Here is a 25,451-nt window from a genome sequence, read left to right on the forward strand (position 1 = left end):
AATGAGAAGCGTCAGAGCTAAACGTGCAGTTCCTGAGCAAAGCCCTCAGACTCTCGCACAGAAGGTTTCCAAAGCTCGCCCGCCTTGGAGGAATACTTGGCAAAGAATTTTTCCCGACGGCAGACCATCACGGCAGAAGAACGCTCTGGCATCTCCACCACACCCTGCATTTCAAAACACGTCGCCTCGGCATAGCGAAGCACCATGCGATTGTTGATGTCTGGCTCTCCGAAAACCCGTTGTGTGCGCGGGTCCTGGAAAAGGAATTTCAGGAAGGCGGCGATCAAAGAGGGAGTGAATTTACGACCCAGATATTCTTTTTCTCCGACCAGAAAATGCAGTCCCTGATCGAAAGGCTGAGCATCCACATAGCGGCCCAGAATATCCTGCTGCAACCAATAGCGTTCCCAGTAACTAACGGGAACTCCATCCACGCAGCCGATAAAAAGATTCTGATGTTTGTCTGCGAGTTCTTTTTCAAGGTGAGCTTTTAATTCTGCCGGAGATTTAGCCAAGTTCCACCATTGCGATACGTAAGACTGATTCATCCACTTGTAGTAGATATCAAAATCACGTTCGATGGAAAATGGGCGGAAAGAGTACGTGTGCCCGTTTTGATTGTTATAGATCTCAAAACAATCGGACTGCATACCCAAGGTCCTATTTTTTGACCTCACAACAGGCAAGGTTCTGGGTAAAAAAAGCTCTAACTGCAAACCAACCAAAAACTGATTCCACGAAATTCGCGGAAAGAGGCACGACTCAGTGCGAAAAACTTATAGATCCCATCAAAATTAGCGATTCGACTTCTCCGAGACCTTTTCGCATACTGCCCTCACGGAGGCCCCATGATTCGTTGGATGATTCTGTTGGCTAGCTTGGTCTATTTCATAGACACCTTGATAGCTCTTCAGTTGTAGATCAAACGCCGGAAACTGAAATGTTTGGTTTCACCTCTAAGACTCTCGGGGCCGACCTATTTTCTTTCTATACCTGTTCCCAGCCACTCCTGTTAATGCTATAGATTTTTTATGAAACCAATCATTCTTACGGGCGACCGTCCAACAGGTCCCCTCCACCTTGGCCATTACGTTGGATCGCTTAAAAACCGCGTGGATCTTCAGGATTCTCACGATCAATACATCATCATCGCTGACGTTCAGGCCCTGACCGACAACTATGATGACACCACAAAGGTTCGCGAAAATATCCTGCAAGTGACCCTGGATTATCTGGCTGCCGGAATTGATCCGGCGAAAAGCACGATCTTTGTTCAATCCGAACTGCCAGAGTTGTTTGAGATGACCACGTACTTCATGAATCTGGTCACCGTGGCACGCTTGGAAAGAAATCCAACGGTGAAAACCGAAATCCAGCAAAAGAATCTGGAAAAATCCCTGCCTGCGGGCTTCCTGACTTATCCCGTCAGTCAGGCTGCCGACATTCTGGGTTTCAAAGCCAATCTGGTTCCAGCCGGTGAGGATCAAAACCCGATGATTGAACAAACCAACGAAATCGCTCAGCGTTTCAATCACATTTACAAAACTGACTTCTTTAAACCTGTCAAAGGCATGCCAGGTGTGGCGGGCCGTCTGCCGGGCATTGATGGCAAAGCGAAGATGAGCAAATCCCTTGGTAATGCCATCTATCTTTCCGACGACGCTGACGTGATCAAAAAGAAAGTTCAGAAAATGTACACCGATCCGGGCCATCTTAAGATTGAAGATCCGGGCAAAGTGGAAGGCAACGTGGTCTTCAGCTTCCTGGATGTCTTCGATCCAAGAAAAGACGAAGTTGCAGCACTGAAAGAACACTATCAGCGCGGTGGTTTGGGTGATGGCACCTTGAAAGTGCGCCTGACTGAAGTTTTGAACACGATCATCGCGCCTATGCGTGAACGCCGTGCGCAGTACGCTCAAGACCCCCAAGCGGTTCTGAGAATCTGTAAAGAAGGTTCCCTGAAAGCTCAGGAAAAAACCCGCCAGACTTTGAAAGAAATGAAAGCGATCATGGGTGTAGGTCTGTAAATCAGACCTACAGATTCTGATAGTAAATCATATCTTCACCATCCACATAACGGGACACGATCTTACGAAGTGTCCCGTCTTGTTTCATCTCCTGAACGACCTTCTTGATCTTGTCCGCTTCTGCCTTTGAGATCCTTCTTAGTGATATATAAAACCCCATTGTCAACGGATGGGTCACATCCGGAACCGCCACGGTTTTAGTCACCAGATCCGGCATTTCCTTTTGAAAGTGCCAGTGAATGATCGGTGTGGAAAACATGGCCTGGATTCGTCCGGTCACAAACTGTTTATAGGCGGCGCCGGGATTGGGAAAAGAAATCAGGCGCCCCTGACCCATCAGTCTTTTTTCCTCTTCACTGCCCAGAAAAAACCGGGGTCCGATCTGACTGCCAAATTTAACCTTGGGATCATTTAAGTAATCCTGAGCCTTGCGGGACTTATCATAAAAGCTTTTTGCAACGATCAGTTTGCGAGCCGCCTGATATAGAGAAATGTATTCTCCGGCAGACTTAAGCTCTTCCAGCGGAGCCATGAAGGCCACCATATCCAAACGCCAGCGTTTGAAGTCCTCCAGCATTCGCGGCGAATCCATCGGGATCTGAGAAAATACACAACCCATACGCGCAGAAATTTCACTGAGCAGATCATATGTCAGCCCACTGACGGTCCCATCAGGCTGAACTTCATAAAGAGGACTGTAGTTGTTTACCCCAAGACGAAAATGCCGAACACACTCTTTGGGTGAGGCCTGCACTGACTGACAGAAGACAAGAAGTAAAATGAAGAGAACCCTTTTCACTCTGCCATCTTAACATCACGCAGGCACAGGCGCAGTAAAACACCCGACGCTTGCGTGATTGTAACTCTACTAAACAGACTAAGGCAGTTCCTGCGCCCATGTGTCTGAAATGCTGATCTTTGAATCCTCTTCCCAAAATTCGTAAGGGGCGCGCTCACTACTTTGCCGTTTTTGTCGTTCCATGGAAATCAAATCCGCCCGTAAAGTTTCACCGGCGGCGTTCTTCGGAATTTCCATAAACTCCAGACGACGAATGCGCTTAAACGGAGACAACCGCATTCGAGCAAAATTCATAATATCCAACGCCAGTTCCTTGGTGGGTTCCACCCCTTTCACCACCGACACCAGCGCCTTGGGCACGGACTCTCGAATCGGATCGGGACTGGGGATGACCACCACTTCGCGGATTGAAGGGAAATCCTTCAAAACAAACTCCAGCTCAAACGGACTGATACGATAACCCGAAGACTTAAACAGGCCATCAATGCGATCGCAGTAAGTGAAGTTCCCCAGTGCATCAAGATAAGCTGAATCACCCGTGTGATAATACTTCTGTGAACTGTCCAGACCGCTCATCAAACCCCAAGGGCTGGCGGAAATATCCACACAGATTTCCCCATTGTCGGTCTCGGCCCCTTGCGCATCCAGCAGCGCGATCTTAAAGCCTGGCATGGCTTTCCCGGCAGTGCCCAGACTTTCTTTTTCCTCCGGAGGCACGCCGATCAGGATAGCCGTTTCAGTCTGGCCATAACCATCGCGCAGGAACAGTCCCCAGGCATTGTGAATTTTCACAATCAGATCCGCGGTTAAAGATTCACTGGTGCTGACAACTTCCCGTAAATGCGTTTCTGCGGCGGCAAGATCCTCTTGCACCAGCATTCGCCAGACAGTCGGTGGAGCACACAACGTGGTGATGGGAAATTCCTCCAAAGCATCCAAAAGCAGGCGCGCATTGAAGCGCTTTTCCTTGAAGATAAAGATGGTGGCCTCGGCATTCCAGGGCGCAATGAATGAATTCCAGTCGTGCATCGCCCAGCCCGTGGAGTTGATGGCCATATGCACATCCCCCGGTCGTAATCCAATCCAATACATGGTCGCCAGATGCCCCGCCGTAAACCCGGCGTGACTGTGTTCGACCAGTTTTGGCTTCACACCACTAGAGGAAATAAAATACCGAAACAGCGGGTCCGTGCCTTTGGTTTTTTCCTGAGTTTCAAACTCGGAACTTTCCAGATAGGCATTTTCGTAATGAACCCAGCCTTCTTCCTCGCCATCCACGGCAATTGGAATGACCCCGGAGGAAACCACATCAAACTTGGAGGTGTGTGCTTTGGTTGTGGCAATCATCTTGATCTTTTCCCGATCCAGACGGTCTTTCAGCTCCTGCTGTGACAATAGCGGATTGTTGGGAACCAGCACAGCGCCGATCTTCATTGCCGCCAGCATGATCTCCCAAAGAGCCACATCGTTTTCAATCAGCAAAAAGATTGAATCCCCTTTTTGCAGCCCCAGCGTTCGCAGAAAATTAGCCACTTGATTGGAACGACGGGAAAGCTCAGAAAAGCTAAACTTTTTTTCCCGTCCGACCTCATCCACCAGCCACAATCCGATTTTGCTGTTGTCCGAGGCCATCGGGTCGAAGTAATCAAGGGCCCAATTAAATTCCTCCAGCCGCGGCCAACGGAAGTTATTGTAGGCATAGTCATAATCTGAGCGATGCAGGATTAAAAAATCCCTCGCCTGTTCAAACTCATTGCGAAAGCTCATACAAACCTCCAGGGATTTTCTAAGGTTAGCACTTCTAACTCGACTCGCCGACGTGTGTTTCTACATTGGACTGTGCAAAAACAGAGGGGCATGTTAAAAAATCCCATGGGAATTTTTCGCACTATCGCCAGCACCTTCGTTCTTGTGATCTTCGTCTATGTTTCGCATCAACTGACTCGCTTCACAGATTTTTCATGGCAGGGAACAACTTTACTGGTCAGTTTTCTGGCCTTCCTGTTTGCCTTGGTCATTGGCAGTTTCATGATCCTTCTGCGCGAACGACGTCTGGACCATAATCCATGGCGGGATCGTTTTATGAACGGGGCGCTGACCGTGATGGCCTATATCAACTTTCTGATCTCGCTGGTGATCTTGCGGGATGTGTTCGCTTTCGTGGATAAAATCTCTGTCGCCTCGTTGTCACTGGAAACTCTTTACAGTGCCCAGGCCACCACCACTTTGATGGGTCTTCCGGTGTTGTTCATTCTGATTGGACACCTGATCGTGCGCAAAGGGGCTTTCAACAAGACTGTGCCGCTTGAGTTTGCCAATCTGCCCGCCGATCTGGAAAACCTGCGTATTGTGCACATTACGGACCTGCATATCAGCCCCAGCCTGCCGATCCGACTGGTCAAAAAATTGGTGGCTCAGGTCAACCGTCTAAACCCCGATGTCATTGTGTTTACGGGCGATATTCTGGACAGCTTCGTGGAAAAGCACACCGAAGAATTTCAAATTCTCAAAGGCCTGCGGGCCCAACATGGGATCTACTACGTTCCCGGAAATCATGAATATTACTGGAATGCCGCCAAGAGTTTGCAGGCGTTCCGCGACATTGGATTCCAGGTTCTGATCAATAAAGCGGAATCCATCCGTCTGGGCTCGGCTGAATTGCAGATGGTGGGCATCCCCGACCCGGCCGCCAACCATTTCAAAGAAGAGGGACCGGATCTGGCAAAGGTGCAAAATCAGCTTAAAACGGACAGCTTCAAGGTTCTTTTGTCCCACCAGCCTGCTCTGGCCAAACAGATCGAAACTCTGGGGGTGGATTTGCAGCTTTCCGGCCACACCCACGGCGGGCAGTTCTTCCCATGGAATCTGCTGATTGTCTTTTTCCAGCGCTACAACAAAGGCCTGTACCGCATCGGAAACATGCAGCTCTATGTCAATCAGGGAACCGGTTACTGGGGGCCCCAGTTACGTCTGGGAACTTATTGCGAACTGACTGAAATTATCCTTCGCAAGAAATAAAAAACGGGGTATTAATTTCCTCTATGTCCCGAGAGAAAGATCCCCTGAAAACCCGACAAGCCGCCAAAAAGAAGGTCATGGACATGATCGCGCGCCGGGATCATTCGGAAAAAGAACTTCGCACCAAACTGAAGGAAAAGTTCTCTGACGAAGAAGATGTCGGCGATATCATTGACGAGGCCATCGAGTTCGCCAAAGACAACCGCTGGTTGGGTGATCCGACGGACCTGGCCCATCGCTTGGCCGACATGCTTCATCGCCGTAACAAGGGCATCTATTACATCAACAACTACCTTAAGGAAAAAGGTCTTCCCAGTATTGAGACCGATCGTGCTTTGGAGCTTGAAAAGGCGCTGGCGATTGTCAAAAATAAGTACGACGAAGACCACAAGTTTTCCCGTGAGGAAAAAGCCCGAGTGGGCCGATTGCTGGCTTCCCGTGGATTCGATTCTGAGACCGTAAGAAAGGTTATTTATGAAAAGCTCTGAGATCAGAAACGCCTTTATCAAATACTTCGAGAAGAACGGACACAAACATGTGGCCTCTTCCTCCCTGATTCCTGAAAATGATCCCACGTTGCTTTTCGCCAACGCCGGTATGAATCAGTTCAAAAACACCTTCCTGGGTCTTGAAAAAAGAGATTACACTCGCGCCGTGACTGCACAGAAATGCGTGCGTGCTGGCGGTAAACACAATGACCTGGAAAACGTGGGATTCACCGCTCGCCACCACACTTTCTTTGAAATGATGGGGAATTTTTCTTTCGGCGATTACTTTAAAAAAGACGCCATCCACTTTGCCTGGGAGTTCCTGACTAAAGAATTGCAGATCCCAAAAGAAAAACTTTACGTGACTGTTCACCTTTCCGACGATGAGGCCGCCGATATCTGGCACAATCAGGAAGGCATTCCTCGTGAGCGCATCTTCCGCTTCGACAAAGACAACTTCTGGAAAATGGGTGACACAGGTCCTTGCGGCCCTTGCACAGAGATCTTCTATGATCACGGCCCTAAAGCCGGTACGATCTCTGATCCATTCAAAGGCATCGAAGCCGGTGAAGACCGCTTCGTGGAAATCTGGAACCTGGTCTTCATGCAGTACTTTGAAAATCCTCCGGGCACCCTGACTCCGCTGCCAAAACCGTCCGTCGATACAGGCGGTGGTCTGGAACGTATGACGGCAGCGATGCAGGGTGTGTTCAATAACTACGACACCGACCTGTTCCAACCGATGATTCAGCTTGCCTGCAAAATTGGTGGCATTGAATACATCACGGATAAAGATGTGCTAGCAAAAAATCCGTCAGCGGCTGAAACCACTGCGGCTTTGCGCGTGCTTGCGGATCACTGCCGTTCCACCTCCTTCCTGATTGCGGATGGGGCACTGCCTTCCAACGAAGGACGTGGCTATGTTCTTCGCCGTATCATGAGACGTGCAATCCGTTACGGTCGCAAACTTTCTGCCGACAAGTCCTTCCTGCCGGGCATGGCAGAGGCTTTGATTGAAAGCATGGGCGCCGTTTATCCGGAGCTGAAAACCCGCCGCGACCATATCCTGAACACCATCCGTGACGAAGAAGACCGCTTCATCGCCACCCTTGATAAGGGAACTGCGATTCTGGCGGATGAACTTTCCAAGGCAAAAGCCAAAGGTGTTAAAGAGCTTTCTGGCGAAGTGGTCTTCCGCATGTATGACACTTATGGCTTCCCGGCCGATCTGACCCGCGTGATCGCCAACGAACAAGGCATCGAAGTGAACGAAGCCGCGTTTGAAAAGGAAATGGAAGACAACCGTGCGAAATCCAAAGCCTCCTGGAAAGGCAAATCCATGGGAGCTGATGAAGCTCACATGATCAAGTTTGCCAAAGACTATCTGCAATCCGGCAAGTCCGTGACCTTCCTGGGGTATGAAGGAACTATCGGCGACGGTAAAGTGATGGCCCTTTCCAACGGTCAGGCGGAGGTTGCAGAACTAAAAACAGGTGATCCTGGTTTGATGATTCTGGATGCAACAACCTTCTACGGCGAAGGTGGCGGTCAGTCAGGTGATGTGGGCTACATCATGCACGACACCAACCGTGCTCGTGTCATTAACACAACCAAAATTGATGATATCGTTCTTCATCATGTGGAAATCGAACACGGTTCTTTCAAAACCGGCACTGCCGTTGTTACTGGTGTTGATCCGGTGGAAAGACGCAATACCGCTGCGAATCACTCTGCGACTCACTTGCTGCATGCAGCCCTTCGTAAAGTTTTGGGCACACATGTGACTCAAGCCGGTTCTTTGGTGGATTCACAAAAGACCCGCTTTGACTTTACTCACAACAAACCTGTGTCTTCTGAAGAAATCAAAAAGATCGAAGACCTGGTCAACGAACAAATCGCACGTGGCAACCCTGTACAGACAGAGATGATGTCCCACAAAGCAGCCCTGGAAAAAGGGGCGATGGCTTTGTTCGGTGAAAAGTACGCCAACGATGTGCGCGTTCTGACCATGGGTGATTTCTCCTGCGAACTTTGCGGCGGAACACACGTGAAAAACACTTCTGAAATCCGCTTGTTCAAAGTGGTTTCTGAAGCTGGTGTCAGCTCGGGCGTTCGCCGTATCGAGGCGATCACTGCGGATAATGCCGTTCACTATGTTATGAGTGCGGTGAACCATCTGGATGACGCTTTGGCGGCAGCAGGCTTCCAAAAAAGCCCGCACTATATCAAACATCTGGAAACAACCGGCGAAACTGCGACTTTGGCAAACCGTGTGGAGTCCCTGAAAGACCAGGTGAAGCAGCTTGAAAAAGAAATGAAGAAGCTGCAAGGCGGACAGGTTAACGTTGATGAGCTGGCTGAAAAAGCCCTGACGTTTAAAACCAAAGCCGGTGCTTCAGCAAAACTTGTTCTGGCAGATGTTCCACTGGATGACCGTCAGGTTTTGGCCGAAGTCACAGACCACCTGAAAAACAAAATCCAATCCGGTATTGTTGTTGTCGTGGGTCAAGGTGAAGGCAGTCACCCGATCATCGTGAGCGTTTCCAAAGAAATCTCTGCTGAAACCAAAGCCGGAGATCTATTGAAGGAAGTTGCTGGCATTATGGGTGGTAAAGGGGGCGGTCGCCCTGACTTCGCTCAAGGGGCAGCACCTAATCGGGCTCAGATGAACGAAGCCTTCGGTAAAGTAAAATCAATGCTGGGTCTGTAAGACCTGGCTTATTCGCAGCTCATGTCTGCCCAGTTGGCGCGGACATGGGCCACGTAGGCCTGGAAGACATCCGCCAAGCCTCCACACAAATCCTGACGACCACGGCCGCAGGAGTCTTTTTCTTCCCCCAGATTCACACGCTTTTCATCAGCATACAATGAGGCATAGGCCGGCGTGTATTTCATTGCACAAATATCCCCGGACTTCACCGGAGCTGCACAAACAGAAGAACCGCTTAGAATTGTTTTTAGCTCTGCCAGATTTGCAGAACCCAGACAGCGTTCCTGCAAAACATTGTTGCCATCATCCACTAAATGGATTTTTCCGGATTCAGTCGCGATCACCAGACGATAAGGACTGACTTCCGATGCCTTGGCTAAAGCACTTCCGTCGTCAGAGATATTGGGAATTTCAACATAAGTGACCTTACTGGCTTCCGTGGATGACTGACCACCCGCTGCCGGAGGCACGATCACAGAGACATCGTTCATGGATGCCATTTCAGATGTTTGAAGTGCACTTTGGCTGCAATTCTGAAATCCCACAATGAGACAGACTGTACCAGCCAACACTGCCAAACGCTTAGTCATGAATTCCCCCTCTTTACCCGTTTCATAATGAATAGAGGCAAGATCTATTCCGGGCTCAGACCTAAGTAATATCGGGAATACCTGTTAGGAACTTAACGCTGTCTTGTGAGTTTTCACTTTTGTGGATTCAAATATATTAGACCTGAACAGTTTCGACGTTTTGGGAGCAGTACTTCTGAACAACTTCCAGAACCGTTTGCTTGCGCACGGGCTTACCACAGTGTTCGTCCGCCCCGGCCATCAGGCTTTTTTCGATGTCTTCAGTAAAGCTGTTGGCGGAAATCACCACCACCGGGGTTCGGCGCAACCCGCGCACACGCTCAATTTCGCGCAGCTTGCGGATGGTGTCCAATCCCGACATTTTCGGCATCTGCACATCCATAAAGATCAGATCATAGTGGGTCTTTTCCCACATCTCCAGACACTCAAAACCATTGTAAGCCGAATCCGTGGTCACAAAATCCAGACGCTTGATATAAGCCTTTAGCAGCGTGTGATTTTCTTCCATGTCATCCACAATCAGAACTGTACGCCGTCCGCTATCCACTGCCGTCGTCAGGTCCGCTGGCACTGACTGTGGCACATTTAAATCCACCGACCAGCGTGTGCTCCACAGTTCTGCTTTACGCGAAACAAACTGCAAAGAAAAATGAAAGCGCGACCCCACAAACTGCCGGCTTTCGCAGTAAAGTTCTCCACCCATGGACTGCACCACACGTTGAGAAATACTAAGCCCCAGCCCCGTGCCACCAAAGCGGCGTGTGACGGAGGAATCCTCCTGCCCGAAATCATCAAAAACCTTTTTAAGATTTTCTTTGGCAATTCCAATGCCGGTGTCTTTGACCTCAAAGAAGATCATTTCCCGGCCCTCTTCCGCTGCCGGATAAGGCTGAATGCTCAATTCAATAATGCCCCGGTCTGTGAACTTCACGGCATTCCCCAGAAGATTCATCAGAACCTGCTTCAAACGCAAGGAATCACCCACAATCCAGCGGTCATGTTCCGGAGGGTGAAATACAAACTGTAAGTTTTTACGCATCACGGAGGTGGCAATCAAAGCCTGCACCTCGCGCACCAGATCACTCAGCAGGAATTCGCGGCTTTCCATCTGCATCCGGCCGGATTCAAACTTGGAATAATCCAGAATATTATTGAGCATGCTCAACAAAGTATCCCCCGCACTTTGCAGGGAGCCAAGAAGCTCTTTCTGTTCATATCCCAAAGAGGTCTCATTCAACAGCTCTGCCGATCCCAGCATGGCATTCAGTGGAGTGCGGATTTCATGGCTCATGGTTGACAGGAACAACGACTTTGCCCGGGTGGCGGCCTCTGCCCGGTCCCGTGATTCCTGCAATTGGGCCAGAGCTTTTTTATCCTGTTTGATCACATAGTTTCCGGTCATCCACACCATCACAGTAAAGACACCGTATGTAACCAGCGCGACAAATCCAAAGAAGAACAAACGGAAGTACAGACCAGAATAAGCTTCCGATTTTTCCTGATAGATCACCAGATGCCAGGGTTTGCCTTTAATCGGATGGGAAAAAGTCAGATAGGTCTTTCCATCGGCGCCGGGGAATTCCTGAATTTGTTTTTGCGCCTGAATATTGAAAACCTTCTGCGACAACTTCGGCATGGACCTGAATTCATCCTGACTGAAGGCACGCAGATAGCGATATCCCAGTAATGGCAAATCCTTGGCGATCAACGGCAGAACAGGGCGCCCGTGTTCGTCCACGATCACAGCGCCTCCGGTTTCACCCAGCTTAAAACTTCCCAAACGATGTGCAATATCCCCGGCTAAAGTGTCAATTCCCACCACGGCTTCCATTTTTCCGGATTTATAAATACCGGTGGTCGTGCTGAACATGACCTTTTCCATGTAGCCTTTATCAAAGTAGAAATCCGAATAGTTGACGTTCTGATTTTTTTCGTTCAACCACCACCACTGTTGATCCGGGTCACGGTCATAACCGGCCTCGGAAAAAACCTCGGCGATAAAAGTGGATGGTTCATTGTATTGGGGACTGGCAAACAAGGAAAAATCCCGGTGCAGAACATAGACGTAAGCATCTTTGCCAAAATATTCCTGCGCCAGGCGTGGCCCCAAAGCCACGTAGGCATTGAACTGACTGCTGTAACTGCCGATGGTGGCAGAGGCAAACTGCCGGAACTTGTCGATCCGGGTCCCTTTGGGCATCACATCGAACAGTTCCACCATGCTTTTTAAGCGCAGGACATTGGCTTCCAAAGAGGCAAAATCATGATTCATGCGCTCGACTTCACGGACCGAAGCGGGCTCCATACGCTCACGCAGAGCTCTTTGTTCCTGAATAAACAAGTGAGTTCCGTACACACCCAGCACCGTTAGCAGCACCAGAGTAGTCACAAGTTGGTTCAGTAAAAAGAGGTGAACAAAGGTGAGCTTCTTTTTCATCAACCTTCAGCTTAAAAATTAAGCCCCAACCCCACCGTTCCATAGAATGTTGTCAGCTTCGCGCCCGAGCCATCGGATTTTTTCTCGAAGTAGTAGTTCTTCAAACCAAATCCGGCTTCACCGAAGAAGCTGGATGTCCATAAAACTTTCCCGTGGAAATTCAGAACATAGTCATCACCCAAAGTGATATCGCTGTCCATGGAGGACACGTACTTGATAAATTCCATATCCACCCATTTTGGATAATTCATAAATGGCAGCTTTGAGAACCAGTAGTCAATCGCACGCGGCATGGAGCGCGCCCAGAATAATCCCACACCCATTTTAGGCACATTGGTGTCCCCCAGGGTCATGGCCTCGTAAGCCAGAATCACACCCAAAGTTTCATCCTTTTCCCAAAGACCCGGATTCAGACGATAACGCAAATCCACATCTGCCACATTCAGGTTCACATCCTCAGAACTGCCACCCGCCGTGGATGCCGGAAGCTTTGTCAAAGAGGTGAAGTACTTCGCACTTACACCCCAACGCTGCCTGGACAAATAATAGTTCTGCCAGTCGAATAGATCATTGAACCACCAGGATACGTGGCCTTCACCCAGAACCACATAGTCACTGTCACTGGTCACCACACCCGTCAGACGAAGACTCGCCTCTCCCGCCCCCGCACGATAAATTTCCATATAGGCTTTGTGATTTGATTTTTCACCTGGCACATCCAGATGAACGGTGTTCACCGCAAACTTCTGGGGCACATCAAAATGCCACGGGGTCACCTTGTCTTCAATATCACGGACCGGAAGCTGGTCTCTGGAGGAATATGTTCCTTTCGGCGCCCGATGGGAAATAAAACGACGATCCTTTTGTTTCGGCGGATCGTTAATCTCCAAACCGTACACAAACACCCCACCGGATTTTCCCGGGATTACAAGGCGTGTGTTTTTTTGTGGAAGATCCGCCTGCCAAAGATCGTTGGAAGCCCCAATCGTGCTTTCAAAACCCAGAATGCGTGTCACTGTGCCATACTGTTCACCCTGAATGACTTTGGCTTCAACTTTCAGCGGGCGTGGCAATTCTGCCGTTAAAGTCACCTGACCAGCATTTTCAGACTCGATCATATCGCGCACAACCGGCGCGACAGGCTCTGACACAAATTCATAGGTCGCATCAGAGGTCAGTGTTGCCAGGAATTGCACCGGAGCCCCCACTGCCACTTCTTCACTTCCCTGCAATTTCTTTTCTTCATTCTGGAAAATCACACGGGCCGTGGCTTCGGATTTGGTCACACCAATTTGTGACTGGCCATCTTTGATCTCCACTCCATACCACTGAGAGCAAATGCTTGCATAACCTTTGCCGGCTTCAGAACGCAGACAGAAACGGAATCTTTCCCCGTCTTTCCATTGAGGGGCCTTGGAACCATTCAGCTCTGCCGACTTCCACGAGCCCGCACCCTGCACCTTTTGTTTCCACAGCTCTTTACCCTGCTGACTGATAACAGAAAGATCCCCACCAGCCACCAGATCCTGATTCCAGTTTACAATCAGGCTGGAGTTTTCCATTTTGGCCATCAAAGAGTCGCTGTTAAAAGTAACCCCGCCGATTTCCATCTGTTTGCCCTTGGAGGTCTTCAGATCATATTCGACCACAGGATTTTTTATTTTCAGCTCCTGATCCATCACCGAGAAAAACAACGGTTTGGAATATTCAGATTCCTCTTTGGAGGGTTCAGCTTTCTTTTCAGAATCCGCAGTGGCGGTATTGGCTGCAGGTGGCGGAGCCGAAGCTGTTTCAGGAGCTTTCTCCTGAGCAATTGAAAGAGAGCAGGCAAAGATGAGGATCAAAGATGAAAACATGGATTTCACGAGACGTTCCTTCTGCAAATTTTCCTTAACACATAGGGTAATAAAGAAACGCGAGTCTGTCCCTTAAATCAGCGGGAACTCGGACCAAGTGCTAGGTAAGATGTGCGTCCAAGTGTGGGATTTTATTAATATCATCCTCCAATAGTGCGACGCATTTGGATTGCAAGGCTTCGCCCGCTGAAATAGCCTCCCCCCGTTCACCTTATAGGAGGTTTTTAATGAAAAAGCTTATTATGGCTGCTTTGGTTCTTATGGGTTCTTCTGCAATGGCAGACACAACAATCATGAAATGCGTTGTTCCTTCTGAAAACAACTCTGTGACTTTGACTGTTGATTTGGCTGACGATCAGTCCGTTGACTTCGTTGTCGTGAATCTGGTTGAGCGTGCAAAAACAGCTGTCTTCTTCTCTCAAATGGATAAAGGCACAGTTGCACAACAAATCCAAAATGGTTTCCTGAATCTTTTGGCTTTGACTGATAAATCCACACAAGTTGACGGTGTTATCACTAACACTGGTTTCTTGGGTCTGGGTCTTGAAAACGATGGTACTTTCGGTGGCTTCCTGGCTGCTAACGGGAACATCTATCCTTTGTCTTGCACAAAGTAGTTCCAAGAACTTCAAAGGCGCCTGATCAAGGCGCCTTTTTTTATCTTCCGATCACCGCTCCTGCATTCGGCTTCAGGCACTTCACCTGACATTTTTCTCCAACAGCAACTTTAGTTCCCGGCACACATGTTAAATACAACGGACGAATCAGGACCAATGCCTGCTCGTAGCTGACTTTCTTTTTACAGGTTTCCATCAGCAGCTCTTGCACGGACTCCACCTTTCCGGCTTGCGCCGGAAGAGCCCAAAGAGATACGACGGATAAAAGTGCCAAACCAAATCTCATCGCCGCCTCAGAAGTCAGTTCTCAAGTTGAGGTAATAGGTTTTAACCTGTCGATCCGTGCTTGCCACCGGACCAAACGTGATCGGATAATTTTGCAGGTCCTGCTGACGATAGCCCATTCTGGCAGTGACAAGATTGAATATCTTTTTGGTGACATACAGGTGTTCACCCGAACCCGGTGTGGAATAAAAACGCGTCAGATCCTCTGGTGCCGCCGAAAAATAAAACGGGACATTGGAAGCCGACAACCATTCCAACCCCAAAGCCCACGTCGCCCAACGATAGCGAGTAGAAAGCAAAGTGATGCTTCCCTGATTACTGCCCGAGTTTTTATCCGTTCCAAATCCCAACCCCGGGGCAAACTGCCCGTCGCTGATGGCGTTGGTATAGGTGTGACTTAACGACACATCCAACCCGGTTTGCGCAATCCCCATCACTTCCAGCAACCCCGTAAGACCATTGACCTCAATATTCAAATCCGACGTTCCCGCCCCTGAAGAAAATGGCAAAGGCCCGCCCTGATAATATTGAACAATGGCCGTCAGATCTTCCCAGCGCTCCTGATCTTTCAAAGAATAGTCCGCCTGCAAAGCCCACATCTTAATCATTGTATCTGTGTCAGATCCGCTGGGAGTCCCGCCAGTGGTGTCTTCTTTCGGAGGCATCAGATACTTGTACATCCCATTCCAGGACACATCCATGAACGGGGTGTATAAAGCCCTTAGCGACAACTCATGATTCATCGGCAAATGAGAATCTGCACGATAGGTAACGCCCACGCCGTCCAGCGGAGCATCAAACGTCAGCAACGGATAAGTCCCCTGACGAGGCAGCACATCCCAGAAGTGTTCAGGGCTGCCGTTCACGGTCGGCAAACGTCCCACTGACAAAGTCCAAAGGGATGCCGGACAGGAAAGATCCACGTACGCCTTTTCAAGATGAATTTCAGAACCTGATTGGGAATAAACACCTTCAATATCTTTTATATAATAAGGAGTGCCGCCCTGAGACCGCCAATTATTCATAAACTTGGTGGCCGTCAAACGCGTATAGACCTTAAGCTGTGGATTCAATTCGGCATCAGCATTTAAGGAAAAACGCAATCGAGCGTACTGCAAATCATTGTGATCCAAAGCCCGGGGATAGGTTTCGCTGACTGCAATGTGATCATAAGAAGAGATCAAAAAACCAGACAAAGAAATGTAACGAAGATTTTGATTGGCTTCCAGCTCTGCCAGACGCTCTTCAACACTTTTAGGAGAACTTGTTTGCTGTTCTGTCTGTGCCCTTACCGACACACTTAATAACAGCAATACTGACAAAAAAATCAATCGCACAAGGCCCCCTACCCCAAACGGAGTAACATTGTGATGACAGCCTTGCAATGAGAGTAAAATTACAATTAAAGGAGACTTATAAACTAAACTCTATGACGGAACAGAAGTAAGACGATCAGAAAAAACCAAAAAAAAAGGGAGCTCGAAAGCTCCCTTTTCTCTCCATTCTCCAGAGTCCGAAGACCCAGCGAATTAACGCTTGGAGTATTGGAATCTACGGCGTGCACCAGCTTTACCGTATTTTTTACGCTCAACCATACGAGGATCACGTGTAACGAAGCCAGCTTTCTTCAAGATCCCTTTGAATTCAGGATTGAAAGCGATCAACGCACGAGTGATACCCAAACGGATAGCACCAGCTTGTCCAGACTCACCACCACCGGAAACAGTGATTTTAGCGTCGAACTTGCCAAGTTGATTCAAAAGGTCCAAAGGCTGAACGATAACCATTTGAGACTGCATACGAGTCAAATAGTCGTCAGATTTTTTACCATTGATTGTGATTGTACCTTTACCAGGTTTCAAGAAAACACGCGCGGAGCTTGTTTTTCTTCTTCCAGTTGCATAGTAGAATTTATCTGCTGCTGCCATTATCTATCTCCGATTATTTCTTAGAAGGGAGTGTGTAAAGAGCCGGCTTTTGAGCAGCATGAGGATGCTCAGCACCAGTGTAAGCCTTCATTTTCATGATAACATGACGGGATAGCTTGTTTGTTGGAAGCATACCACGTACAGCTTCGTGCATGATGAAAGTAGAATCTTTCTCTTTCGCCTGAGCTGCAGTCATCTCTTTCATAGAACCGAAGAAGCGAGTGTGAGAGTAGTACTTCTTATCCTGCCACTTAGTTCCAGAAAGCTCCATCTTGTCCGTGTTGATAACGATAACGAAATCGCCAGTATCAACGTTCGGAGTGTAGATAGCTTTGTTTTTACCACGAAGGATGTTTGCCACTTGAGTCGCTACACGACCTACTTTTTGGTCAGCGGCATCAACGATCCACCATTTTCTTTCAACTTCATCTGCCTTAGCATTGAAAGTTTTCATTAGAATCTCCAGTTTCATTTTGAACAGCCGGTTTTACCGTCCGTCTGCTCAGCAAAAATATGTTTGAGTTTAACAACGGGCTCTTACACTATTTTGCGGGAAGGGATGTTTTAAAGTTCTAGGCACCTATTGTCAAGGTCCTGAGGATAATAAACCTTCATCAGGTACAGGCCCTGCGCAGGTGCCGGAGGCCCGGCTTTCATGCGGTCCTGAGCCGCAATAATCTCCTGCATTTTAGAGGGGTCTAAGCCCTTTCTTTCCAATAATAGCGAGGTCCCCACAATATTGCGAACCATCTGCTTCAAAAAGCCGCTGCCGGTGATCGTGAACTGCAAAACACCGGGCTTACGCCATTCCCAGTCGGCCTTATAAATCTCGCGAATCGTGTCCTGAACCGGGGTTCCCACCGACTGAAAGCTCTTAAAGTCTTGATTTCCCAAGAGATATTTAGAACTTTCCTGCAAGTGCTCAAGCTGGATCGGCAGGCGCACCCAGTCCGCATAGCGATTCAGATGGGCGCTGGGACGGGGTTTATTCATTATCAGATAACGATATGTCTTATGCGTGGCTGACAAAGTGGCGTGAAAGTCATCCGGAGCGATCCAGGCCTTCTTGGCCACGATGGACGGAGGCAGGTGCGAATTCAAAGCCCAACACAGGTCCCATTTCTTGGCCGGGTCCATCTTGCGATGCGTAGAAAAGTGGCAAACCTGGTTCAGGGCATGGACCCCGGCATCGGTTCGGCCGGAAGCAAACAGGGTGATCTTTTCATTAAAAACCTTGGAAAGGGCTTCTTCAATAACCTGAGCCACGGAAATCTGATCTTCCGGTTTTTGCTTCTGCCATCCGCAGAATCCTGTTCCGTCATAAGCAACAGTAAAGCGCACTTTTGTCGTCATGGCCGGGAACCTACCAGTTTCCCCCCATCCCCGCAACCCCGCCGGCAATGGACCCTGTCCAATTTTCATGGGGCATTGCAATCCCCCCGTGAAAAGCGTACTTCTCTGGACGCCTTAATTTTCAATATATATCAGGAGAATAAAATGAAAGCTTTGATCGCTATTTTGTTATTGGCTTCCAGTTCGGCAATGGCTCAAACTTCCGACGTAATCCAGTCCCGTCCCGATGATTTCTATGTTGATTTCATCAGCTGGTGTGAAGAAAACAATGTTATGGGTTACGACTCTAACAACCAGGTTTATGTTCGTGCGAACTGCAGCACGCAAGGTCAGGCATGCTATCAGGCGGTTACTCACCGTCACAACAGAACCATCTATTCTGCAGCTTGTGTTAACAAGTAAGAAATAAAAAAGGGGCCTCGGCCCCTTTTCTTTTTAGTAGTCCACTGTCACTCCGGCGCCGACAATTCCTGAAGAAAAGTCCACATCCTCCGTGAACGTCTGCAACTGCCGGTATTCCAAAGAAACCCAAAGATTCTTGATACCGTATTCTGAACTCAGGGTGAAAGCCGTGTCCCTGTTCATTGCGGAAATATTGAATAACAAACCACCCGCGCCATACACACCCGGTGTTCCGACCAGTGAAGGCGACTTGCCATCATCGCGGATTTCAGCAATACCAATATAAGTTCCACCGGCCGCAACATACGGAGCCACCCACTGACGGTTGCCCCATTCCAGACGATAGATCCCACCCAGACTTAAAGGAATGGCCAGGAATGTGTATTCCTCTTTAGCCTGCTGATCGGGGAACTGGGGATCGGGAACAATAAAGCGTCCCTGCCCAGTGGAATACATCACGCCCACGCCAATCTGGACACCTAAGCTGCCAAAACCGTTAAACGGCTTCCATTCATAATCGAACATAAAGACCGGCTGGGAAGAACCGCCATACATGGAACTGTAATCCGTCACACCATCAGCCGACTGAATTTTCGGAGGATCAATCATCCCCACCCGGAAGGTGCCGGATTCCTTGGAGGCAGATGGCGGCTTTACGCGATAGACATACGCACCGTCTTTAGTAATGGTCATCAAACCCTTGGCTGCCTGAGGATGCTGAATGTATTCCACCCCGCCGCTTTTTGAACGACGAACCACATCCACTTTGGGTGTCTGGCGCGCCGGAGCAACTTCATACGCGGGCTCTTCCACCACTGGCGTATTTTCTTCCACGACAGGTGCGGCTTCCTCCTCAAACAGAAGATCCTCTTCCACCTTGGCATCACCGGGATTTTGTTCATTCAGATTAACGGTCTCTTTTTTGCCTTCTGGCGCTGCACTTTGAATTTCACTTTCAATAGCGTCCGCTTCGTTGCTGAACAGATCATCCGAAGGCGGAGGAACTTCAAACTCACTTTCCTCCTGAACAAAAGGAGGCTCCTGCGGAGCAGACTCTTCCTGAGCCCAGGCCGAGTGGAAAGCTAAGACTGCCAAAACCACCACAAAGTGCTTATGCCAGATTCTCACAATACACCTCTTACTTTACGAACGCGGAACCAGCGACGATACATTTCATAGGCTGAGGCACCAGCCAAAGTCACAATCAGCAAAGTCGTCCACAAACCAAAAGTCACACTTAAACGGGCAAAGAACAGCAGGGGCCACAAAGCCGCACGAACTGCGGATTTCGCATATTCATTGTGAGAGATCCATTCTGCATAGAATGGACTGTGTTTGTAGTAGAACTTTACAAATCTGGCGCCCACGGAATTGCTAAGAAGATATTTGTTGCGGAAATCTCGGAAACTTTGAACTTCCGGAGCCATATCACTGCCAAAGGCGGCCGTGGCAATGAAGCAATGCTTGTCATCCAAAAGCCCCACAACCTGTGACGGGGTCGCACACAGATCAGTTGCCGTCACACCGCCCGAAGTTCCTGGAAGTGGCGTGAAGAAGGAAATGATTCCTGTCTGATCCTGATTTGCCATCACCATGCAATAGCGGATCTCGTTTTCCAATCCATCAATACGGTTGTCCTGTTCTGGAGAAATCAACTGCATATAATCTGAAGCATTGGTGATACCGGCGATCGTCGTATTATCGTCCTCGCCCTGAAGCTGCTCTTTGAAGAAGAAAACCGGCCCGGTGTATTCTATCCCTGCCGCCGTTGTTGCCGGATATCCATCCGCCCGTCCCAGTTGGTCGGCGTAAACTTTAGAGTCCCCACGATATACAGAAAAGTGACAGTACCCCGAACCCGGAATCACCTGAGAGTCTGTGGTTGGACAGTCCTGATAAACCAGATCCTGACCGGCAGTGCTCACACGGCCATACACCTTGAAGGTCAAAAGGTCGTTTGTCGTTGTGGAATCTGTGGTTGTTTTAAATCCAAGAGCGAAATCGCCAGAAAAACTTTTTGTGCAACTGGCATTATCCGTTGCCATCGCCCCACAAAGCTCGCGCCACTCGATCTGAGCCGTCAGAATACCGTCAGCCATGGTTGGTGTAATACTTGGTGTAAAAGTATTGTCGTTCACCTTAAAGACCGCATCCGTGACCGCAACCGTGCTATTGGACTGGATACGAATGGTTAAACGCATTGTCGGATAAGCATTTCGCTTGTTGCACGGCCACAACTTGCTGCCGCCGACATCCTCACCCGTACAACTGTCACAGGTTTTGCTCGTATCAGTGGATGTACAACTTCCGGCAAAACCTACAAAAAGTTTTGGTGTCGCCGCCACTGAAAAGTCAGTATTGGAAGCACCTTCGGCCGAAACCAGAGTGATTGTTGCAAAGCTGGATGTGGAGAAAAGCAGACCGCCCACCAAGGTGGAAAGGGCCCAAGACTTATAATTGTGAATTCCCGTCCATGGAAAGCGTCTCATCCTTTAATCGAACCATGCTAAGGTCCGGAAGTCAAAAAATGGACCCCGCCCAGACCTTAGTCGCAGAAGATCTTTTCAGCGATCTGAATCCCGTTCAAAGCCGCCCCTTTGCGGATGTTGTCAGAAACCACCCACATCAGCCACATGTTGGGATTTTCAAGGTCCCGGTGAATACGACCCACATAGACCGGATCTTTACCTGAGACATCGCGAGCCAGCGGATAAACGCTTTTTTTCGGTTCATCCTGCACCACGATTCCATCCTGTCCCTGCAAAGCCGCCGTCACTTCATCCTGACCCACGGACTTTTTCAAAGTCACCCACACAGACTCACTGTGGGCATTCAAAGCCGGAATACGAACTGTGAACGCCGACACCTTCAGATCATTCTGACCCAGAATCTTACGGGTTTCCTTCATGATCTTTACTTCTTCACTGCAATACCCCTGATCATTGAACGAGCCAATTTGAGGAATGCAATTGAACAAAATTGTATGCGGGAAAGTTTTCGGCTCCGGGTTCTTGTGATGATTGGAGGTTTGCTCCATCAATTCGTCATGCCCGCCCTGACCTGCGCCACTGACCGCCTGATATGTGCTGACGCGGACCTCTTCCAAACCGAATTTTTCCTGCAACGGCTTTAACGCCACCACCAACTGAATGGTCGAACAGTTCGGATTGGCAATAATCTGCGGTTTGGAATCTTTATTCACCAGATGACCGTTCACTTCAGGAACGATCAAAACAGTATTCGGGTCCATACGGAAAGCCGCCGAGTTATCCACGGCAAATGCCCCGGCCGCAACGGCCTTGGGAGCCCACTCTGCGGAAATATCATCCCCGGAGGAAAAGAACACCAGATCCAAGCCGTCAAAGCAGCCGTCTTTTAAAATCTGCACCGGCCATTGCTGACCTTGCAGTTCAATTTTTTTACCCAGAGAGTTTTCAGAAGCAAAAGGGCGCAGCTCCGCAATGGGGAAGTCGCGCTCTGCCAGAATATTCATGAATGTCTGGCCGACCATACCGGTCGCCCCAACGACACCGACTTTAAGTTTTCTTTTCATCTTTCGCTGCCTCTTCTTCCTCTTCTTCGAGGACCAGGTCGCTCTCATGCACAGAGGCCGGAGCGTACACACTTGGCTTGATCTTACGGATATTTTTTCCGAGCTTGAAGACACCAAAAACAGCACCCAAAGCAGCATAAGCCATGAAGAGAACAAACAACATCACTTCAGGACGAAGTGCAACAACAACAAGGACACCCAAGCCCAGGATCAGGTAACGGAAAGGCAGACGCTCTTTCAGATCCAAATCCTTGAAGCTGCGGAAACGGAAGTTACTGACCATTACCAACGCCAGCAAAATCGTCATCACCAAAAGACCGTAGTTTCCAAGGGGTTCCAACTCCAAATCCTGGAATGCCAGAACAGAAGACGCCACAATACCCGCCGCCATTGGAATTGGCAGACCCTGGAAGTAATTCTTTTCAACCACGTTCGCCTGAACATTGAAACGCGCCAAACGAAGCGCTCCGCAAGCCACAAACAGGAAGCACGCCACCCAGCCCAAACGACCAAAGGGTTGCAAAGCCCACAAGAACAACAATACACCCGGCGCCATGCCGAAGCTGACAAGGTCACACAGGGAATCGTATTCTGCACCGAACTTACTTGTGGAACGAGTCAAACGAGCCAGACGGCCATCCAATTGGTCAAAGATCGCAGCCACAACGATAGCGTAAGCGGCATAAAGATAGTTGCCTTTGATGGATTGAATAACAGCGAAGAAGCCCGAGAACAGATTTCCCGTCGTCATCAGGTTGGGAAGGATATAAATGTACATTGCCAAGCGCTGGGCTTTAGCGTCTTCAGAGTCAATTTTATCGATGTGAGTTTCCGTAGCCATATATCCACCTTTTAATAGGCAGACATTATCCTACAGCAGAGAAAAATCCAAAGAAATAAAACAGGATGGTCAACCCCACCGCACTCATCAGAGGAAGAGTCAAATTGTCATCAAGCTTGGCAACAGGAATCAGCTCTGCGAAAGCGCCAACCAAACCTGCGAACAAACTCACGACAATCAGGCGATCCATCAAATAATTGTGATAGATTAAATAAATGAAAGTCACTGCGGCGCAAACAAAGAATGCCGCCATGAAGCCCTGGATGGATTTGTGGCCAAAGATTTTATCCTTGCCGTACAGAATTCCAAAATAACTTGCGATAGGGTCGGCAAACGCCAGGAACAACAAAGTCAAAGCCACGATCGGTCTTGGGAACAGCACATCAACGATCAGAACACCGCTTAAAAGGAATGTTGTGCCCGCCAGTTTTTTCACTTCACTTTGACGCATGATTGGCTTGAAGGCATGCATCGCCCAATCATTCAAAGCCGGGTATTTCAAACGTAGGAAATCAAAAGGAACAAACAGGGACCATGCGACCATAAGAATGATCATAGAGACTGCAGGTGGCAAATACACATAAGCCAGGAACATCGCAAAGACCCCGGACATATGCCAGATTTTACGAGCATAATGAATGTCCGAACGTTTTTTTAAGTCCACAGGTTGGGTGATTCCTTCAACTAGCATCAAATAAGTCCACTCACTATCCACGCGTTTATCGCGGGACGGTGGCTAACTTAAAGGCAGAGCGTGGCAAGATCAATTTAATTGATCTTACTCTAGCCGATCGCATCAAGTGACTGTATTTATTTAATTAAATTTGATTGGAATGAACCTGAACAACCTCTTCCACAGCTTTTCCGGGGCCATCGTGATAACGAATCGTAATTTCGTTGTCGCCCTTCTGCAATTGGATCAGGTCGGTTTGATATTTGTCAGTGCCTTTTAAGAAAACAGAGGCCGTGTAGCCATTGCTCTTATTAACGATTTCCAGAGTCTTATCGCGAAGACAGTTTTTACCCTCAAACTGGACATAGCTGCCTTCAACACGCAGAGGGCTCTGTGCTTTTTTTGCACAACGCAAATCAAGCTGCGCCAAATGAGAGATGGCCGAAGAAATCCGGCTTCCCACCGCAGGAACACTGGCTGGAGTTCTTCCCGCCGCCAGGGCCGGCCCCTGCCCCGCCGCAATGGCGTCCGGAACCACAGCATCATCCTCGGTCAAATTCATAAAGGTGGGCACCCCCAAAAAGAGCACCAAAACAAATGTCACAATGAGAAATTGTGTGTCCGAAGGCTGACGTTTAAACATACTTCTTTGATCGGAAATTCACCGCAGGACTTTAGCTGTGTCGTTTTGAGAAAATTCCCAAAAAATACCGGACTTTTGCTTTAGTTTTTCCACGATTCTTCCGTATTAAAGTCCAGGCACTGGGGGAAAGGTGACCATGAACAGACGTATTTTGCGAAAAATTCGAAACTTTCGAGTTCTTTCAGCGATTGTTGTCGCTTCACTCACCATCGTGAGTTTTCAGAACTGTGCTCCACAGAACTCTCTCTGTAGCGGTTCGGACTGCGACAAAGACACCAGTGGAGGCTCTTCGGCCTCCGGCTCCAAAGGTTCCGGCAATTCTTCCATCTGGGGCTCTCGCCCTGGAAGCAGTGGTGGCATCAATATGGGCGGCGGCTCCAATGGGGGCGGCTCAGGTTCCGGCAGTTCCTCTGGTGGCGCAGTCACCATTGGCGGAGGCGGCAGTTCCGGCGGCGGATCTTCTTCTGGCGGTGGGGCAGTCACTATTGGTGGTGGTGGCGGGTCTTCCGGCAGCGGTAGCAACGGCGGGGGCGATGGTCCTTTGAAAATTGTGAATCACCCGTCCAGCGTTAGTGTGCAGGAAAACGGCAACTTCCAGCTTGAGGTCACCTTCACCGGGGGCACCTCCCCTTACACAATTCAGTGGTACAAAAACAGCGCAGCGATTACCAATGGCATGGGCCATTACAGTTTCTACTCGGGTTCAGCGGACAGCTGGAGCAATGAAGGCACCTATTATGTGGTGATTAAAGATGCCAAAAGCCAGTCCGTGCAAAGTAATCTGGCACGCGTGACTATTCTGGAACCGGCCGTCGGATGTCCTGCCGGTCGCTATTTCACCTATACAAATGCCACCTATGATCAGGCCTACAACTATTTCACGGAATATTTCGATGGCCCACGCGGGAAGTTCCTGCTGCATCAAGGGTACGACCGCTACAATGTGCTCTTCCAGGCACCCAGCTATTCCAAGTTAAGCAGCTATGACGTTCCGGCGTTGAAATATTTGGATAAAACCTGGATGAACTGCCGCACGACTATTCCGCGAATTCATACTCCGACTGTAAATCCAAATTATGATTATGAGTACGGGGACCGTTACGCTGATAACTATGCATATAAATACACCGGGGAAGTTCAGTTTGAGTGCCGCAACAACAAGCTGAAGCTCATTGCCAACACCTGTAAGTGGGTAAAACAACCCAACTAAAAAAGGGCTCTTTCGAGCCCT

Annotated in this window: 24 protein-coding genes; 7 read left to right on the forward strand and 17 right to left on the reverse strand. The window is 49.0% G+C overall.

Annotated elements, in window-relative coordinates; translation table 11 throughout:
- Nucleotides 1-17: 17 nt before the first annotated feature.
- Nucleotides 18-650: a GNAT family N-acetyltransferase gene (locus EZJ49_RS01595; RefSeq protein WP_262553751.1), complete on the reverse strand. Its 633-nt coding sequence runs from the start codon at nt 648-650 to the stop codon at nt 18-20.
- A gap of 381 nt (nt 651-1,031) precedes the next feature.
- Between EZJ49_RS01595 and trpS the strand changes: the two genes are divergently transcribed.
- Nucleotides 1,032-2,027 carry a tryptophan--tRNA ligase gene (gene trpS, locus EZJ49_RS01600; RefSeq protein ID WP_262553752.1) on the forward strand — a complete coding sequence of 332 codons (996 nt, stop codon included), beginning with the start codon at nt 1,032-1,034 and terminating at the stop codon, nt 2,025-2,027.
- Nucleotides 2,028-2,034: 7 nt separating this feature from the next.
- Here the strand turns inward: trpS and EZJ49_RS01605 are convergent, their stop codons facing one another.
- On the reverse strand, nt 2,035-2,826 hold the full coding sequence (locus EZJ49_RS01605) for a substrate-binding periplasmic protein (protein ID WP_262553753.1): 792 nt from the start codon (nt 2,824-2,826) through the stop codon (nt 2,035-2,037).
- A gap of 78 nt (nt 2,827-2,904) precedes the next feature.
- A complete protein-coding gene (locus EZJ49_RS01610) occupies nt 2,905-4,593 on the reverse strand; it encodes an AMP-binding protein (RefSeq protein ID WP_262553754.1) in 1,689 nt (562 codons plus the stop codon).
- A 90-nt stretch (nt 4,594-4,683) separates the two neighbouring features.
- Here EZJ49_RS01610 and EZJ49_RS01615 point away from each other — a divergent pair, with 90 nt between their 5' ends.
- The 3 genes from EZJ49_RS01615 to alaS are packed head-to-tail and all read left to right on the forward strand — an operon-like array spanning nt 4,684 to nt 9,042.
- Nucleotides 4,684-5,844 (forward strand): metallophosphoesterase, encoded by a 1,161-nt coding sequence (locus tag EZJ49_RS01615; RefSeq protein WP_262553755.1) that lies wholly within the window; start codon nt 4,684-4,686, stop codon nt 5,842-5,844.
- 23 nt (nt 5,845-5,867) lie between these two features.
- On the forward strand, nt 5,868-6,332 hold the full coding sequence (locus EZJ49_RS01620; protein ID WP_262553756.1) for a regulatory protein RecX: 465 nt from the start codon (nt 5,868-5,870) through the stop codon (nt 6,330-6,332).
- Nucleotides 6,319-9,042, forward strand: coding sequence for an alanine--tRNA ligase (alaS, locus tag EZJ49_RS01625; protein WP_262553757.1), 2,724 nt, complete (start codon nt 6,319-6,321; stop codon nt 9,040-9,042). The genes EZJ49_RS01620 and alaS overlap by 14 nt, the downstream gene beginning before the upstream one ends.
- A gap of 8 nt (nt 9,043-9,050) precedes the next feature.
- Here the strand turns inward: alaS and EZJ49_RS01630 are convergent, their stop codons facing one another.
- From EZJ49_RS01630 to EZJ49_RS01640, 3 genes are all read right to left on the reverse strand, one after another.
- Complete coding sequence (locus EZJ49_RS01630; RefSeq protein WP_262553758.1) at nt 9,051-9,632, reverse strand: hypothetical protein; 582 nt, start codon at nt 9,630-9,632, stop codon at nt 9,051-9,053.
- 136 nt (nt 9,633-9,768) lie between these two features.
- On the reverse strand, nt 9,769-12,069 hold the full coding sequence (locus tag EZJ49_RS01635) for a hybrid sensor histidine kinase/response regulator (protein ID WP_262553759.1): 2,301 nt from the start codon (nt 12,067-12,069) through the stop codon (nt 9,769-9,771).
- Between the two features lie 11 nt (nt 12,070-12,080).
- Entirely contained in the window at nt 12,081-13,925 is a 1,845-nt protein-coding gene (locus tag EZJ49_RS01640; RefSeq protein WP_262555914.1) for a hypothetical protein, read from the reverse strand.
- Nucleotides 13,926-14,152: 227 nt separating this feature from the next.
- Here EZJ49_RS01640 and EZJ49_RS01645 point away from each other — a divergent pair, with 227 nt between their 5' ends.
- The gene (locus EZJ49_RS01645; RefSeq protein ID WP_262553760.1) at nt 14,153-14,542 is read left to right on the forward strand and encodes a hypothetical protein; all 390 of its coding nucleotides are present in this window, start codon (nt 14,153-14,155) and stop codon (nt 14,540-14,542) included.
- A 40-nt stretch (nt 14,543-14,582) separates the two neighbouring features.
- Here EZJ49_RS01645 and EZJ49_RS01650 read toward each other — a convergent pair whose 3' ends face one another.
- The 5 genes from EZJ49_RS01650 to truA form a co-directional block, all read right to left on the reverse strand.
- The gene (locus tag EZJ49_RS01650) at nt 14,583-14,828 is read right to left on the reverse strand and encodes a hypothetical protein (protein ID WP_262553761.1); all 246 of its coding nucleotides are present in this window, start codon (nt 14,826-14,828) and stop codon (nt 14,583-14,585) included.
- A gap of 7 nt (nt 14,829-14,835) precedes the next feature.
- Nucleotides 14,836-16,164: a DUF3373 family protein gene (locus tag EZJ49_RS01655; RefSeq protein WP_262553762.1), complete on the reverse strand. Its 1,329-nt coding sequence runs from the start codon at nt 16,162-16,164 to the stop codon at nt 14,836-14,838.
- 192 nt (nt 16,165-16,356) lie between these two features.
- A complete protein-coding gene (rpsI, locus tag EZJ49_RS01660) occupies nt 16,357-16,755 on the reverse strand; it encodes a 30S ribosomal protein S9 (RefSeq protein ID WP_262553763.1) in 399 nt (132 codons plus the stop codon).
- Between the two features lie 13 nt (nt 16,756-16,768).
- On the reverse strand, nt 16,769-17,209 hold the full coding sequence (gene rplM, locus EZJ49_RS01665) for a 50S ribosomal protein L13 (protein WP_262553764.1): 441 nt from the start codon (nt 17,207-17,209) through the stop codon (nt 16,769-16,771).
- A gap of 110 nt (nt 17,210-17,319) precedes the next feature.
- Complete coding sequence (gene truA / locus EZJ49_RS01670) at nt 17,320-18,177, reverse strand: tRNA pseudouridine(38-40) synthase TruA (protein ID WP_262553765.1); 858 nt, start codon at nt 18,175-18,177, stop codon at nt 17,320-17,322.
- Between the two features lie 75 nt (nt 18,178-18,252).
- On the opposite strand from truA, the gene EZJ49_RS01675 reads away from it, so the two are divergent.
- Nucleotides 18,253-18,510 (forward strand): hypothetical protein, encoded by a 258-nt coding sequence (locus tag EZJ49_RS01675; RefSeq protein ID WP_262553766.1) that lies wholly within the window; start codon nt 18,253-18,255, stop codon nt 18,508-18,510.
- Between the two features lie 33 nt (nt 18,511-18,543).
- Here the strand turns inward: EZJ49_RS01675 and EZJ49_RS01680 are convergent, their stop codons facing one another.
- From EZJ49_RS01680 to EZJ49_RS01705, 6 genes are all read right to left on the reverse strand, one after another.
- Nucleotides 18,544-19,638, reverse strand: a complete 1,095-nt coding sequence (locus EZJ49_RS01680; RefSeq protein ID WP_262553767.1) for a porin family protein — start codon at nt 19,636-19,638, stop codon at nt 18,544-18,546.
- Nucleotides 19,635-20,999, reverse strand: a complete 1,365-nt coding sequence (locus tag EZJ49_RS01685; RefSeq protein WP_262553768.1) for a CFI-box-CTERM domain-containing protein — start codon at nt 20,997-20,999, stop codon at nt 19,635-19,637. Before EZJ49_RS01685 ends, EZJ49_RS01680 begins: the two co-directional genes overlap by 4 nt.
- A gap of 56 nt (nt 21,000-21,055) precedes the next feature.
- On the reverse strand, nt 21,056-22,063 hold the full coding sequence (locus EZJ49_RS01690) for an aspartate-semialdehyde dehydrogenase (protein ID WP_262553769.1): 1,008 nt from the start codon (nt 22,061-22,063) through the stop codon (nt 21,056-21,058).
- The gene (gene pssA, locus EZJ49_RS01695) at nt 22,047-22,904 is read right to left on the reverse strand and encodes a CDP-diacylglycerol--serine O-phosphatidyltransferase (protein WP_262553770.1); all 858 of its coding nucleotides are present in this window, start codon (nt 22,902-22,904) and stop codon (nt 22,047-22,049) included. Before pssA ends, EZJ49_RS01690 begins: the two co-directional genes overlap by 17 nt.
- Nucleotides 22,905-22,929: 25 nt before the next feature.
- Nucleotides 22,930-23,595 carry a diacylglycerol/polyprenol kinase family protein gene (locus tag EZJ49_RS01700; protein WP_262553771.1) on the reverse strand — a complete coding sequence of 222 codons (666 nt, stop codon included), beginning with the start codon at nt 23,593-23,595 and terminating at the stop codon, nt 22,930-22,932.
- 127 nt (nt 23,596-23,722) lie between these two features.
- Nucleotides 23,723-24,139, reverse strand: coding sequence for a hypothetical protein (locus tag EZJ49_RS01705; protein ID WP_262553772.1), 417 nt, complete (start codon nt 24,137-24,139; stop codon nt 23,723-23,725).
- Between the two features lie 217 nt (nt 24,140-24,356).
- Here EZJ49_RS01705 and EZJ49_RS01710 point away from each other — a divergent pair, with 217 nt between their 5' ends.
- A complete protein-coding gene (locus EZJ49_RS01710) occupies nt 24,357-25,430 on the forward strand; it encodes an immunoglobulin domain-containing protein (RefSeq protein WP_262553773.1) in 1,074 nt (357 codons plus the stop codon).
- Nucleotides 25,431-25,451: the final 21 nt, after the last annotated feature.

It is taken from the genome of Bdellovibrio bacteriovorus (assembly GCF_025558485.1).
GTDB lineage: Bacteria > Bdellovibrionota > Bdellovibrionia > Bdellovibrionales > Bdellovibrionaceae > Bdellovibrio > Bdellovibrio bacteriovorus_G.

What these genes read in the sequence shown, in the direction of transcription:
- EZJ49_RS01630 (WP_262553758.1), bottom strand. Translation starts at nt 9,632, where the DNA reads ATGACTAAGCGTTTGGCAGTGTTGGCTGGTACAGTCTGTCTCATTGTG.
- EZJ49_RS01675 (WP_262553766.1), top strand. Translation starts at nt 18,253, where the DNA reads ATGAAAGCTTTGATCGCTATTTTGTTATTGGCTTCCAGTTCGGCAATG.
- EZJ49_RS01710 (WP_262553773.1), top strand. Translation starts at nt 24,357, where the DNA reads ATGAACAGACGTATTTTGCGAAAAATTCGAAACTTTCGAGTTCTTTCA.
- EZJ49_RS01615 (WP_262553755.1), top strand. Translation starts at nt 4,684, where the DNA reads ATGTTAAAAAATCCCATGGGAATTTTTCGCACTATCGCCAGCACCTTC.
- rplM (WP_262553764.1), bottom strand. Translation starts at nt 17,209, where the DNA reads ATGAAAACTTTCAATGCTAAGGCAGATGAAGTTGAAAGAAAATGGTGG.
- trpS (WP_262553752.1), top strand. Translation starts at nt 1,032, where the DNA reads ATGAAACCAATCATTCTTACGGGCGACCGTCCAACAGGTCCCCTCCAC.
- EZJ49_RS01640 (WP_262555914.1), bottom strand. Translation starts at nt 13,925, where the DNA reads ATGTTTTCATCTTTGATCCTCATCTTTGCCTGCTCTCTTTCAATTGCT.
- EZJ49_RS01705 (WP_262553772.1), bottom strand. Translation starts at nt 24,139, where the DNA reads ATGAATTTGACCGAGGATGATGCTGTGGTTCCGGACGCCATTGCGGCG.
- EZJ49_RS01595 (WP_262553751.1), bottom strand. Translation starts at nt 650, where the DNA reads ATGCAGTCCGATTGTTTTGAGATCTATAACAATCAAAACGGGCACACG.
- EZJ49_RS01635 (WP_262553759.1), bottom strand. Translation starts at nt 12,069, where the DNA reads ATGAAAAAGAAGCTCACCTTTGTTCACCTCTTTTTACTGAACCAACTT.
- EZJ49_RS01685 (WP_262553768.1), bottom strand. Translation starts at nt 20,999, where the DNA reads ATGAGACGCTTTCCATGGACGGGAATTCACAATTATAAGTCTTGGGCC.
- rpsI (WP_262553763.1), bottom strand. Translation starts at nt 16,755, where the DNA reads ATGGCAGCAGCAGATAAATTCTACTATGCAACTGGAAGAAGAAAAACA.
- EZJ49_RS01645 (WP_262553760.1), top strand. Translation starts at nt 14,153, where the DNA reads ATGAAAAAGCTTATTATGGCTGCTTTGGTTCTTATGGGTTCTTCTGCA.
- EZJ49_RS01700 (WP_262553771.1), bottom strand. Translation starts at nt 23,595, where the DNA reads ATGCTAGTTGAAGGAATCACCCAACCTGTGGACTTAAAAAAACGTTCG.
- EZJ49_RS01690 (WP_262553769.1), bottom strand. Translation starts at nt 22,063, where the DNA reads ATGAAAAGAAAACTTAAAGTCGGTGTCGTTGGGGCGACCGGTATGGTC.
- EZJ49_RS01610 (WP_262553754.1), bottom strand. Translation starts at nt 4,593, where the DNA reads ATGAGCTTTCGCAATGAGTTTGAACAGGCGAGGGATTTTTTAATCCTG.
- pssA (WP_262553770.1), bottom strand. Translation starts at nt 22,904, where the DNA reads ATGGCTACGGAAACTCACATCGATAAAATTGACTCTGAAGACGCTAAA.
- EZJ49_RS01620 (WP_262553756.1), top strand. Translation starts at nt 5,868, where the DNA reads ATGTCCCGAGAGAAAGATCCCCTGAAAACCCGACAAGCCGCCAAAAAG.
- EZJ49_RS01650 (WP_262553761.1), bottom strand. Translation starts at nt 14,828, where the DNA reads ATGAGATTTGGTTTGGCACTTTTATCCGTCGTATCTCTTTGGGCTCTT.
- truA (WP_262553765.1), bottom strand. Translation starts at nt 18,177, where the DNA reads ATGAAAATTGGACAGGGTCCATTGCCGGCGGGGTTGCGGGGATGGGGG.
- alaS (WP_262553757.1), top strand. Translation starts at nt 6,319, where the DNA reads ATGAAAAGCTCTGAGATCAGAAACGCCTTTATCAAATACTTCGAGAAG.